This window comes from Burkholderia sp. APQ4-4ca, from assembly GCF_057837105.1.
In genome coordinates this window covers 1-12,657 of sequence record NZ_JBYQCG010000227.1, presented here as the reverse complement: position 1 = coordinate 12,657, position 12,657 = coordinate 1, and the positions used below count along the sequence as shown (strand labels likewise).

Annotated in this window: 10 protein-coding genes and 1 pseudogene; all 11 read left to right on the top strand. The window is 58.2% G+C overall.

Translation table 11 applies throughout. The features are described 5' to 3' along the window. Window positions 1-358 (top strand): annotated as a pseudogene (locus AC3IFE_RS26180) (FkbM family methyltransferase); the annotation flags it as partial. Then, window positions 301-2,556: a glycosyltransferase gene (locus tag AC3IFE_RS26175; RefSeq protein WP_489192930.1), complete on the top strand. Its 2,256-nt coding sequence runs from the start codon at window positions 301-303 to the stop codon at window positions 2,554-2,556. The pseudogene AC3IFE_RS26180 and the gene AC3IFE_RS26175, both read left to right, overlap by 58 nt. Window positions 2,557-3,020: 464 nt before the next feature. Further along, on the top strand, window positions 3,021-3,794 hold the full coding sequence (locus AC3IFE_RS26170) for a sulfotransferase domain-containing protein (RefSeq protein WP_144030056.1): 774 nt from the start codon (window positions 3,021-3,023) through the stop codon (window positions 3,792-3,794). A gap of 560 nt (window positions 3,795-4,354) precedes the next feature. Next, entirely contained in the window at window positions 4,355-5,416 is a 1,062-nt protein-coding gene (rfbB, locus tag AC3IFE_RS26165; protein ID WP_089466809.1) for a dTDP-glucose 4,6-dehydratase, read from the top strand. A gap of 11 nt (window positions 5,417-5,427) precedes the next feature. Further along, window positions 5,428-6,321 (top strand): glucose-1-phosphate thymidylyltransferase RfbA, encoded by an 894-nt coding sequence (gene rfbA / locus AC3IFE_RS26160; RefSeq protein ID WP_089466810.1) that lies wholly within the window; start codon window positions 5,428-5,430, stop codon window positions 6,319-6,321. Further along, a complete protein-coding gene (rfbC, locus tag AC3IFE_RS26155) occupies window positions 6,306-6,857 on the top strand; it encodes a dTDP-4-dehydrorhamnose 3,5-epimerase (RefSeq protein WP_089466811.1) in 552 nt (183 codons plus the stop codon). Before rfbA ends, rfbC begins: the two co-directional genes overlap by 16 nt. Continuing rightward, entirely contained in the window at window positions 6,854-7,750 is an 897-nt protein-coding gene (rfbD, locus tag AC3IFE_RS26150; protein ID WP_489192926.1) for a dTDP-4-dehydrorhamnose reductase, read from the top strand. The genes rfbC and rfbD overlap by 4 nt, the downstream gene beginning before the upstream one ends. A 234-nt stretch (window positions 7,751-7,984) precedes the next feature. After that, on the top strand, window positions 7,985-9,430 hold the full coding sequence (locus tag AC3IFE_RS26145; RefSeq protein ID WP_089466813.1) for a mannose-1-phosphate guanylyltransferase/mannose-6-phosphate isomerase: 1,446 nt from the start codon (window positions 7,985-7,987) through the stop codon (window positions 9,428-9,430). Beyond that, window positions 9,369-9,803 carry a hypothetical protein gene (locus tag AC3IFE_RS26140; protein ID WP_489193006.1) on the top strand — a complete coding sequence of 145 codons (435 nt, stop codon included), beginning with the start codon at window positions 9,369-9,371 and terminating at the stop codon, window positions 9,801-9,803. The genes AC3IFE_RS26145 and AC3IFE_RS26140 overlap by 62 nt, the downstream gene beginning before the upstream one ends. After that, complete coding sequence (locus tag AC3IFE_RS26135) at window positions 9,803-11,131, top strand: class I SAM-dependent methyltransferase (RefSeq protein WP_489192924.1); 1,329 nt, start codon at window positions 9,803-9,805, stop codon at window positions 11,129-11,131. Before AC3IFE_RS26140 ends, AC3IFE_RS26135 begins: the two co-directional genes overlap by 1 nt. Next, on the top strand, window positions 11,131-12,657 hold a 1,527-nt coding region (locus AC3IFE_RS26130), incomplete at its 3' end, for a glycosyltransferase family 4 protein (RefSeq protein ID WP_489192922.1). The genes AC3IFE_RS26135 and AC3IFE_RS26130, both read left to right, overlap by 1 nt.

The following is a 12,657-nucleotide window of genomic DNA, read 5'->3' as shown; positions in this document are numbered from 1 at the left end:
ATTGGCCGAGTTGCGCGCCCGATTGACCGAGAGTGAAAAGTCCGGACAAGCGCTCAGCGTCGAGCGTGACACCGCCTACCAGGAACTATTCGAGTCATCCAGGCATGCTGCTTGGCTGAGCCAGGAAAGAGTGCGCTTGCAGGAAAGGATCGACGAGTCATCCAGACATGCTGTTTGGGTGAATCAGGAACGGGGACGCTTGCAGGGGAAGGTCGACGAGCTTGAACACATGGTCGATACGCTCCGCTTGCAAGAGGAGCGTGTTTCGGCCGCGCTGCAAGCGGTGTTCCAGAGCACATCGTGGAAATTGACCGGCCCGATGAGATGCATAAAGCGCATGATGCGTCGCCGATCCTAGTATTAATGGAGCAAGTTTTGGTATCGAATTCGATTTGCGTCATTGGTCGCTGTACTTTCGGCACTGGAATCGGCGCTGTGACTTATGCAGCGTGTGAGATGTTGAGCCGATTTTATGCTGTTTCCATTTTCCCGACTGAGCCGCATTTCCGTACTGAGCGCGAAATCGTACTGCCGAACGGGACGGTGATCCCCGTTTGCACTGATCTTTCGCAGGCAAAGGTTGTCTTCTATGCGGACGTGCTCTGGAACGGAGCATATGACTTGAATTACACCCTGGTTCCGCCCGGGGTGTTGCGATTTGCTCATATCGCTTACGATTCCGATGAACTACCGTCTCAATGGGTCAAAGTGCTTAACGAGCACTTCGATTTCGCTCTCTTCATGAGCCATCACTTGGAAGGCGTGGCTCGGAGATCGGGTGTCGAGATAGGGGTGGGTACACTGCCACTCGCCTTGGACATTGAGGGACTGTTGAGTCGTCCCTATAGAGCATCGTCCGATGGCAAGATCAAATTCTGTTCGATTGCAGCATTTCACGCGCGTAAAGGTGTTGAGGCGCTTGTCGAGGGGTTCATTCGTGCTTTCGGTGATCGACAGGACGTGGAGCTCACGATACATTCAAATCTAGCTATCGGCTCAAGTTTTGAGCGCGTCAAAAAACTGGTCGACTCGAGAAAGGCAACGAATATTGTAATCAGCTGTGCTCCCCTGACTGATCAAGAAAAAAATTCACTGATCGAGGAATGTGATGTTTTCGTGAATTGCTCTCGTGGTGAAGGATATTCCATCGGACCGCGAGAAGCCCTGGCATTAGGGAAAGTGCTTGCAATAACGGCTGTCGGTGGTCATAACGATCTAATTTCTGCGCCTGGCGTTTTTTCTATACCGGCTACTATTGCGATGCCGGCACGCTACCCGGAAATCGATAACCTTGTAGTCGGTCGGCAATTTGCTGCGGACATCGACGACATTGGCACTGCGCTCACGGACGCTTTCGAATATGTTTCGTCCGGCATAAGCGCGACGACGGTACACGCGCGGCGCCAACTCGCTGCCGAGTTCAGTTTTACTGCTCTGGAGTTGAATTACGGTGAGTTGATCGATACCAAGCTTCGGTCATTCCGGCCTCGGCAATGCGGTTCGCGTTTTGCCAGATTGCCGGCCGAATTGCCAGCGACCGTGGAGCGGTTTCTGGGTCATCGTTCAGCATCACTTCCTGGTGTTGATCGCACCGTCGTGCAATCTCATGACGGCGGCTTCTTCTCCGTCTTCAATGCATTCATGAGCCATTTGGTGTGGGATCAGCGTGATAAGCGGTGTCATATGGTCTTGCCTGACTGGAACGTGGATCGCATGATCAAGCGCGCAGGTACGGCTCAGTTCATGAGCTTTTGCTATGGGCGCCCAAATGAGGGAAATGTCTGGTCCAAGCTGTTCGAACCGCTCTATGGCCTCAGCGACGCAGACATGGACGACGAGAGCTTCCTGTACGCAAAGGGGCGTCCTCCTGTCGCGGTGTTCAATCACGAGCGTGAGCCGCAGCTTACTTATGTCCATGCGTATAAGCTGTATAAGAGCGGTCAATTTTCACGTATTCGCTCGCAATACAACAGGGTATTCAAGGATCATGTGCATTTGCGCCCTCGATACCAGCAAGAATTGGATGAATTCCAGGAGAAATTTGCCGGGAAGTTTATGATCGCGGCTCACGTCAAGCATCCGAGTCACGTGATCGAGCAGCCGAGTGGAAAAATCGCACACATCCAATCGTATATAGACGGTATTAAGCGTCAGCTTGATGCTCGTGGGTTCAAAAAGGATTCACCAGGCTGGGCGATATTTCTCGCGACGGATCAGGATCGAGTAATTAATGTCTTCAAGGGAGAGTTTGGCGACAAGGTCTTTTTCTACGAGGATGTCCGCCGAACGACGGAGGCCGAAGACGCGCGCTACGACCAGTTGGGGGCGGATGAGCGTCGTGCAGAAGGCTTCCAGGTACAGCACTTGGTCGCTGCAAATCCGGATAACTGGAACATTAGGATGGCTTGGGAAGTCATTCGCGATGCGATGACCATGGCATATTGCAATGTGCTTCTCCACATTGTCAGCAATGTGTCGACAGCAGTGTCGTACATGAATCCTGACATTGAACTGGTTTTCTGTTCCGCAGAAGAGGGTGAGTCCGCGCGTCACTGAATGTCTGCTTTGCGTGTGGCGGAGGGCATGCGGAGCGTGGAGTGCGCGCCGGGCTTGGTCGTTGCGTCTGATGGAAAACATATGGGGCCAACAAGCAAGTGCTGGTGCGCATGACAAAGCTAGTGCGTCTGCGCGGCAAGTGCGCCAGAACTATGAGGTGACTTGCGCCCTAAGCGCGACGCTATATCAGAACTGACGGTGCCGCACCGTAAGATGTATCGCTGGTCAGTCGAATTGCTACGGCCTATCGGCAGATTGTCGGATGCCGTGGGACGTTCGATTCCACACGGGCAGGCGATACGAGCGTGGGGGGGGGCGATGCAACTCTCGAGAGTGGGGCCATGACTTTCGCCGCCAGTACGCTGTCGCGCGGCAGAATGAGATGGAAAGGTGCGCCGCCGATTGAGGCCACTGCGCGAGCCCTGTCGTTATCTAGAATTTATATGTGAGTTACAGGAGATAGTTTGTCCACCAACGCTCAGGATTGCCCAACTAGCGAAATTTTGCGTATCGCGGTGGTGAGTTCCCCGCGGAGCGGTAATTCATGGATCAGATCAACGCTCGCCGGCGCACTGTCCATGCAGGAGATCGCGGTTCACAATTATCTCGATGCCCCTGCCGTTTTGCCGGCGAGGTGTTTTCTCCAGATCCATTGGTATCGCGAGCCGAACTTTCAAGCTTGGCTTCGTGCGAACCAATTTCGCGTATTGACGGTAGCAAGACATCCACTCGACGTTCTTGTGTCGGCGCTGCACTACATTCGATACGAACCGGGAACGAGCCGATGGCTTGAGGGGAATGTGAAGTTGCCCGGGAAATTGGCGAGCGCCAGCCCGTCCTCGGCCGAATTTCTTGAGTACGCTCTCGGCATGGGAGCGGAGGATCTGCTGTCGATCACCTATCAATGGTGGAACGATCCAGAGGTGCTTCGCCTTCGATACGAAGATGCCGTCGCGAACCCGGAAGTGGTGCTGGGCAATCAGATCGCTGCATTGGGAGGTAGTGCACAGGATGTCGTTCCCTGGCTAGCGCATCTCAGTATCGAGAAGATGCGGGCGACGCCGAACCGGCACGGGTGGCAGGGAAGCCCGGGGCTCTGGCGCCGTTTGATTGTCCCTCAAGACGCCATTCGCATCTACAGAAGGCATCGAAGAGTTTTTGATACCTTGGGCTATGCGATTGGGCCGTACTTTCTGACGCGTGCATCGGCCTATCGAAACTGGATGGCGCGACTTTAGCAGGGGGGCGCTTGGTCGTGTTTCACAACGCGACGGCGGGTGTATGCCTCGCGAATTCCCGCTCACCCGATAGAGGGATGTGTTTCGTCAAGCGCTCGGGGCCGACTCGGGTCGGTAAATGGTGCTGCTACGCGGCATGGCGAGCAGAACATCGCAGTGTCGCCGTGAGGGTGCGATGAGCGCTTGATTTTGATGCTCGCCCTGTTGGATCTTTGGGACGTAGTAAGTCCACGAGACGGGGTTCCGCAATGTCGCGAAGGTAGATGGAAGCAAGGCGCACTGGTAGAAGGGAGAGCGCTATATCGCGGGCGAGCTAGATACCACTTTAACCGGTCGACTTTTCCGGCGCCCGGGAGTATCAATTTGCTACAGGCATGAATCTTGCTTGGTGCGATTTCCTATAATTACCTTTTTCTTGCAGAAATTAGCACTTCGTGACATTGACGACCATGGTGACCGGTTAAAATTCGGGCCTGACGTGGCTCGGGCGTTGCCACCCGTGATATGTCATGCGACGAGCGCCCGACCGGGGCGTGCCGCACATTTCTAGAGGGAGTCTCATGATCCTGGTGACGGGCGGTGCGGGTTTTATCGGCGCCAACTTTGTTCTCGACTGGCTACACCGCAACGACGAAGCCGTGCTCAATGTCGACAAGCTGACCTATGCGGGCAATCTGCGCACGCTGCAGTCGCTGACTGACAATCCGAAGCACGTATTTGCGCGTGTCGATATCTGCGATCGCGCCGCGCTCGACGCACTGTTTTCGGACCACAAGCCGCGTGCCGTCGTGCACTTCGCCGCCGAAAGCCACGTTGATCGTTCGATCCATGGTCCCGCCGATTTCGTGCAGACCAATGTCGTCGGCACGTTTACGCTGCTCGATGCGGCGCGCGCGCACTGGAGTGGCCTGAGTGATGCCGACAAGGCCGGATTCCGCTTCCTGCACGTGTCGACCGACGAGGTATTCGGCTCGCTGTCCCCGACTGATCCGCAATTCTCGGAAACGACGCCATACGCGCCGAACAGCCCGTACTCGGCGACAAAGGCCGGATCCGATCACCTGGTGCGTGCCTACCACCATACGTACGGCCTCCCGACGCTGACGACGAACTGCTCGAACAACTATGGCCCATATCAGTTTCCCGAGAAGCTGATTCCGCTGATGATTGCGAACGCGCTTGCGGGCAAGCCGCTGCCCATCTACGGCGACGGCCAGAATGTGCGCGACTGGCTGTACGTCGGCGATCATTGCGGTGCTATCCGCGAGATACTTGCGCGCGGCGTACCGGGCGAGACGTACAACGTCGGTGGCTGGAACGAGAAGAAGAATCTCGACGTCGTGCATACACTGTGCGACCTGCTCGACAGCGCGTGTCCGAAGGCCACTGGCTCATATCGTGACCAGATCACCTATGTGACGGATCGTCCGGGCCACGATCGCCGCTATGCGATCGACGCGCACAAGCTTGAACGAGAACTGGGGTGGAAGCCGGTGGAGACGTTCGAAACGGGGCTGGCGAAGACCGTACGCTGGTATCTCGACAATCAGGCTTGGGTTGACGACGTCGTGTCTGGCGAATATCGCAAGTGGGTCGAGACGAATTACGCGCAACGCACTTGAGGGCATGGTCGATGGCACGTAAAGGCATCATTCTCGCGGGCGGGTCCGGCACTCGACTGTATCCGATCACGCACGTCGTATCGAAGCAGCTCCTGCCGGTCTACGACAAGCCGATGATCTACTATCCGCTGTCCACGTTGATGGTGGCCGGGATCCGCGACGTACTCATCATTTCGACACCGCAGGACACGCCGCGCTTCGAGGCGATGCTTGGCGATGGTAGTCAGTGGGGGATGAATATCCGCTACGCGGTGCAGCCGTCACCGGACGGGCTCGCGCAGGCGTTCATCATCGGCAGGGAATTCGTCGGCAACGATCCGTCGGCGCTGATTCTCGGTGACAACATTTTCTACGGGCACGATCTGGCGAAAAAACTGGAGCGTGCGGACGCGAAGGAGTCGGGCGCGACTGTGTTCGCGTATCACGTGCAGGACCCCGAGCGCTACGGCGTCGTCGAATTCGACAAGCAATTCCATGCGCTGTCGATCGAGGAAAAGCCGGCCGCGCCGCGCTCGAATTATGCGGTGACAGGCTTGTACTTCTACGACAATCAGGTGTGCGACATCGCCGCGGATATCAAGCCATCCGCGCGCGGTGAACTCGAGATCACTGACGTGAATTCGCGCTATCTCGCTGACGGCAAGCTCGACGTCGAGATCATGGGGCGCGGCTATGCATGGCTCGATACCGGCACCCACGATTCGTTGATCGATGCAGCGACGTTCATCGCGACATTGCAGAAGCGTCAGGGGCTCGTTGTTGCCTGTCCTGAAGAGATCGCCTATCGAAGACAGTGGATCGACGCGGAGCAGTTGCGCAAGCTTGCCGTGCCGCTGGCGAAGAACGGCTACGGGCGCTATCTCGAACACGTTCTTTTGGATCAGGTTGCATGGCAATTCAAGTAACGGCGACGGCGCTGCCGGAAGTCAAGATTATCGAGCCGAAGGTGTTCGGCGATGCGCGTGGCCATTTCTATGAAAGCTTCAACGCGCGCGACTTTGCGGAACACGTGGCGGCGGGCGTCGAATTCCCTCAGGACAATCATTCACGCTCGACAAAAGGCGTGCTGCGCGGCCTCCACTACCAGATTCGGCACGCGCAGGGAAAGCTCGTGCGCGTCGTGGAGGGCGAGGTATTCGACGTCGCGGTCGACATCCGCAAGCACTCACCGAATTTCGGCAAGTGGGTCGGCGTCGTGCTGTCGGCCGAGAATCATCGGCAGGTATGGATTCCGCCCGGTTTTGCGCACGGCTTCGTCGTGCTGTCCGACGCAGCGCAATTCCTGTACAAGACGACCGATTACTGGTACCCGGAGCACGAGCGCTGTATCGTGTGGAACGATCCGGAGATCGGGATCGAATGGCCGGTCGATGTAGAACCGTTGCTGGCGGCCAAGGATGCCGCAGGCTCACGACTTAGCGAAGCCGAGGTCTACATTTGAGACAGGATACGAGGCAGCAGTCGACGATTCTCGTGACCGGGGTAACCGGCCAGATCGGTTTCGAATTGTTGCGGACGCTCCAGGGGCTTGGTCGAGTGGTGCCGTGTGACCGGTCAATGCTCGATCTTTCCGATCTCGATCGTGTGCGGGCTTTCGTACGGGAGCTGAAGCCGTCCCTGATCGTGAATCCGGCCGCTTATACGGCGGTGGACAGGGCAGAGACCGAAATCGAGCTCGCGCGACGCTTGAATGTCGACGTGCCGCGCGTATTTGCCGAGGAGGCGGCGCGTAGCGGCGGCGCCCTGATTCACTACTCGACCGATTATGTGTTCGACGGTGCGAAAGCGGCAGCGTATGTAGAAACCGACCCGACGAATCCCCTGAATGTATACGGAGCGACGAAGCTCGAGGGGGAACAGGCGATCGCCGCGACCGGATGTGCGCATTTGATCTTGCGAACGAGCTGGGTATATGGCCGGCGCGGCAGCAACTTCCTGCTGACGATGCTGCGGCTGGGTGCCGAGCGCTCCGAGTTGCGGGTCGTCGCGGATCAGATCGGCGCGCCGACCTGGGCCAGGACTATCGCCGCCGCGACATCGCACATCGTCGCCCAGGGCGCTGCATCGCTTGACGTCGACTGGTGGGCGCGCCGGTCCGGTATCTACCACTTTACGTCTGCCGGAGCGACCTCCTGGAGCGGCTTTGCCGAAGCGATCTTGGGTATCGCGATGGCTTCACGTGCGCCGAGGGTGGTGCCGATTTCCTCGGACGACTATCCGACGGCCGCAAGGCGGCCGGCCAACTCGCGAATGGCGTTGGGGAAGCTGACGACAGCATTCGGATTGCAGATGCCGGATTGGCGCGATGCATTGCAACTGTGCTTGAGCGAATGAGGGGTCACGACACCGTCCGAGACGTGTTGTCGGCGCTCGCGCGAATGTCCCGGCCCTCTCCGGCGGTTGTTCCGGGCGCCTCGACCGTTTCCGGGGAAGGTGGTTCGCCGGCTATAATTCCTCTTTCGGCCCGGTCCGGTGCGACCCGGCTGTCACCGATGCCGGCGGTGTATTGATGCAAATGGCGAAGGCCTTGACCTTGCCAACGGATACTAAATTTCTGGAGTGAATGCGATGTTAATCCCCGTCATCCTGTCCGGTGGTGCTGGCACCCGACTTTGGCCAGTTTCCCGTGAAGGGCATCCCAAACCGTTCATGAAGCTTGCCGACGGCGAGAGCCTGCTCGTGAAAACCTACCGCCGTGCAGCAGCGGTAGTTGGTGACAACACGGAATCGGAGCGTGGAGAACTGTTGACGGTCACGAACCGCGACTACTACTTCATGAGCAAGGATGAGTTCGGTTATGCCGCGCTCGGAAATCAGCAGTCCGGTGTATTCATGCTCGAGCCGGCCGGTCGCAACACCGCGCCTGCGATTGCGATGGCGGCGCATCACGTGGCTGGCAAGTACGGGCGCGATGCGCTGATGCTGGTGCTCGCAGCCGATCATCTGGTGCAAGACCAGCAAGGTTTCTCGGCCGCCGTCGCGAGCGCGGTCGAACTGGCGAAGCAGGACAAGGTGGTCACGTTCGGCATCGTGCCGACGAGTCCGGATACCGGCTTCGGCTACATCGAGGCCGGAGAAAGGGTCGGGAGTGGCCGCGCTGCGCTGCGCTTCGTCGAGAAACCCGATGCGGTGAAGGCTGCCGAATATCTTGCAGCGGGCAACTATCTGTGGAATTCGGGCATGTTCTGCTTCAAGGCCGGCGTCATTCTCGATGAGATGGCGCGTCATGCTCCGGACGTCGCGACAGCCGCCGACGCATGTTGGGCTTCGCTGCAATCGGACAAGGAATCCGCGCAGATGCTCGAGATTCCTGCCGAGTCGTTCCAGAAGATGCCCGACATCTCGATCGACTATGCGGTGATGGAGCGTTCGTCGAAGGTTGTGGTGGTGCCGTCCAGTTTCGGCTGGAGCGATATCGGCTCGTGGGGCGCTGTGCGAGACCTGACCGTGCCGGATCAGGACAGCAACCGCGCCGTTGGCGAAGCGATCTTCGTCGATAGCCGGAACACCTACGTGCAGAGCCAGGATCGTGTCGTGGCGGCGGTCGGCGTCGCCGATCTGATGATCATCGATACGCCGGACGCATTGCTGGTCGCGAGTCCCGATCGCGCGCAGGACGTGAAGCAGGTTGTCGCTCGCCTGAAAAAGCAGAATCACGATGCGTACAAACTGCATCGCACCGTGAGCCGCCCGTGGGGTACCTACACGGTGCTGGAGGAGGGGCCGCGCTTCAAGATCAAACGCATCGAAGTCAAGCCGGGCGCGAGCCTCAGTCTGCAGATGCACCATCATCGCAGCGAGCACTGGATCGTCGTGTGCGGGATGGCCAAGGTCGTCAACGGCGATCGGGAAATCTTCGTTCGCACCAATGAATCCACTTATATTCCTGCCGGTCACAAGCACCGCCTCGAGAACCCCGGCGTGCTGGACCTCGTGATGATCGAGGTGCAGAGTGGCGAATATCTGGGAGAAGACGACATCGTTCGCTTCGAAGATGTGTACGGGCGTGCTTAACGTCGGGCAGGCTGGCAGTCCTTCGAATTCGTCAGGGCTTTGTTGTGGGAAGCGTCAAGCGGGAATTCCGGCTCAGGTACTGGAATTCCCTGCCGGACGCGGCCTGGGCCATCTTCGCCGGACGACGATCGTCGCGGCGGGCACGGGTGCCCGGTTGCTTGTTGCCGACAACGGCTTCGTGTACAGCATCCACCTGTATGCACGCATGTTGCCGTGCAACATGTTCGTGGAAATCGTCAGTCGCACCCGGAATGCGTTCATCGAGAGCGTCAACCTGGTCAAGCAGCTGAGATTCCCCCGGCTCCGCTTGCCTGTGATGGATAGATTCGTCGATGTGGCGTGGCTACAGGCGACGGTGAGGAGTTTGCCGTAGTGGATAGCTTTTATCGTGCGTTCGAAGATCAGCATCGCGGCTCAAGGGGGCTGATCAAAAGTCGACTGGCGAAGTACCAGCCGTTTATTGCGCCCTTGGCGACGCTTCATCCGGGCGGGAAGACACTCGATCTGGGTTGCGGCCGCGGTGAATGGTTGGAGTTGATGGTCGAAGCAGGGTTCACCCCGGTAGGTGTGGACCTCGATGCCGATATGCTCGAAGCGTGTCGGAGGCGCGGTCTGCCAGTATTTCTGGGTGACGCTATCGAGTACCTTGCCGCGCTCGATTCGAATAGTCACGCCCTTATTTCAGCTTTCCACGTCGTTGAGCACGTGTCCTTTGAGCAAGTTCGAAGAATCGTGACCGAAGCTTTGCGCGTACTGAAGCCTGGCGGGCTGTTGATTCTCGAAACACCGAACCCGGAAAATATCGTCGTTGCAGGCTGCAACTTCTATCTGGACCCCAGCCACAAACAACCGATTCCTTCCGAACTGCTGAGTTTCCTTGGCGAACATGCCGGATTTGCCAGAGTCAAGCGGCTTCGATTGCAGGAACCCCCTTCGTTGCAGGATGGGAGCGTGCGGGTTCATCTTCTTGATGTGCTGGGCGGCGTAAGTCCAGATTACGCCATTGTTGCCCAGACATCCTGCAGTGAAGAAGAAGCTCGATTGTTTGACGAAGCCTTCGATGCCGACTACGGACTGTCCTTGGCCGAACTTGCCGCTCGTTTCGAGGAGGGACGGGCCGGGGAGCAGAAAGCCGTCGCCGAACAGACACAACGAACCCAAGACGAAGTGGCGCGACTTCACGGCGAACTGGGCCTGGTCCATGACGAATTGACGCGCACCCGCGGCGAGCTGATGCAAGTCGTCGATGAATTGGGGCGAATTCGGGGCGATTGGGGGCGGATCCGGGGCGACCTGGATCAAGTGAGCGGCGATTTGAAGCGGGTCGCCGATGAGGCGCGGCACACTGCAGGGGAATTGCAGGCGGTTTATGGCAGCACGTCATGGCGTGTCACCGCGCCCATGCGAAGTGCCGTAACGTACGCCCGTAGCGCGAAAGGGGCGTGCAAATCCGGCATGAGGCGCGTGCTGTTCAGAAGCGTCGCGTATGTCAATCGCAATCCCCGTCTGCGACGATTGGCCGTGCGAGTGTTGGGCGCGATGCCCGGAATGAAGCAGCGACTCGTTCGGATTGTCGTTGGGGCTCCTACGCAGTCGGTGCAGAGGAAGCCGATCGATGATGATGGTTTGACGCCCCGCGCGCGCGAAGCGTACATGGCTTTGAAGTCAGTCCTCGCGCCCGAAACTGGGGATATTGAATAATGCGTATTGTTGTTGACATGCAAGGGGCGCAGAGCCTCAATTCGCGTAATCGCGGCGTGGGCCGTTACACTGAGTCCATCGTCAAGGCGATGATTCGGAATCGTGGTAACCATGAAATCGTACTTGCCCTGAATGGCGCGTTCGAGGAGTCTGCTCGGATTCTGCGTGAGGAATTTGAAGCATTACTTCCGAAGCGTGACATTCACGTCTGGCATGCGGTGGCTCCGGTCGCCCATGCAGATAAAGCGAATCGTTGGCGCCGCGAGTCAAGCGAATTGACCTATGAAGCGTTTCTGACGAGTCTGCGGCCGGATTTCATTTATATCGCCAGCCACTTCGAAGGATTCGGCGACGATTCGATTACCAGCATTCATGCGCTTCAGAACAGCGTTCCGGTCGCGGTCACGCTGTACGACCTGATTCCATACCTCTATGCCAAGCCTTATCTGGAGAATCCTCTATTCAAGGATTGGTACCTGGGGAAAATCGAACATCTTCGACGCGCAGATTTGTGGCTCGCGATATCCGAATCGTCGCGTTCGGAGGGGATCGAACATCTCGGTCTTGCGGCCGAGTGGTCGGTCAACATGTCCGCCGACGTCGACGCGTGGTTTCGTCCGGAGCAGATTGCTGCCGAGCGTGAAGCGGCATTGCGGAGCAAGTACGGGCTGGCGAAGCCGTTCGTGTTGTATACGGGCGGTATCGACCATCGCAAGAACGTCGAGGGCATGATTCGCGCATTCGCGTTGTTGCCACCCGCGTTGCGGAAGTCGTACCAGTTGGCGATCGTTTGCTCGATTCAGCCGGCCAGTCGTGACGCGCTGACGCGTCTGGCCCGGCAAGTCGGACTGGACGCGGCCGATGTCGTGTGCACGGGGTTCGTGCCCGACGAGGATCTGCTGTCGCTTTACAATTTGTGCCGTTTGTTCGTCTTTCCTTCATGGCACGAGGGTTTCGGTTTGCCGGTGCTGGAGGCGATGCGCTGCGGCGCGCCTGTGATCGGCGCGAATACATCGAGCGTTCCGGAAGTGATTGGGTGGGAGGATGCGCTGTTCGATCCCCGATCCGATGAAGCGATTGCGCAACACATGCAGCGCGGTCTGACCGACGAGGACTATCGTCAGGCCCTGATCGAACAGGGAAAGCGCCAGGCCGCGAAGTTCTCGTGGGATCGCAGCGGGCGTTGCGCGCTCGATGCAATGGAGCGGAGGCGCGAGGCATGGCTGACCGAATCGCACGAGCCGGAGGTTCAGGCGCAACGTCCCAGGCTGGCTTACGTGTCGCCGTTGCCGCCGGCCCGCACGGGGATTGCCGACTACAGCGCGGAATTGCTGCCGGAGTTGGCCCGCTTTTACGATATCGATGTCATCGTCGACACGGATAAAGCGGGGCAAATTCCGTCCGGTCAGCTTGCGCACGTTTCGGTGAAAACACCGGCGTGGCTGCGCAAGCATGCGGATTCCTACGATCGTGTCCTCTATCATTTCGGAAACTCGTCGTTCCACGAGTACATGTTTCCGCTGCTG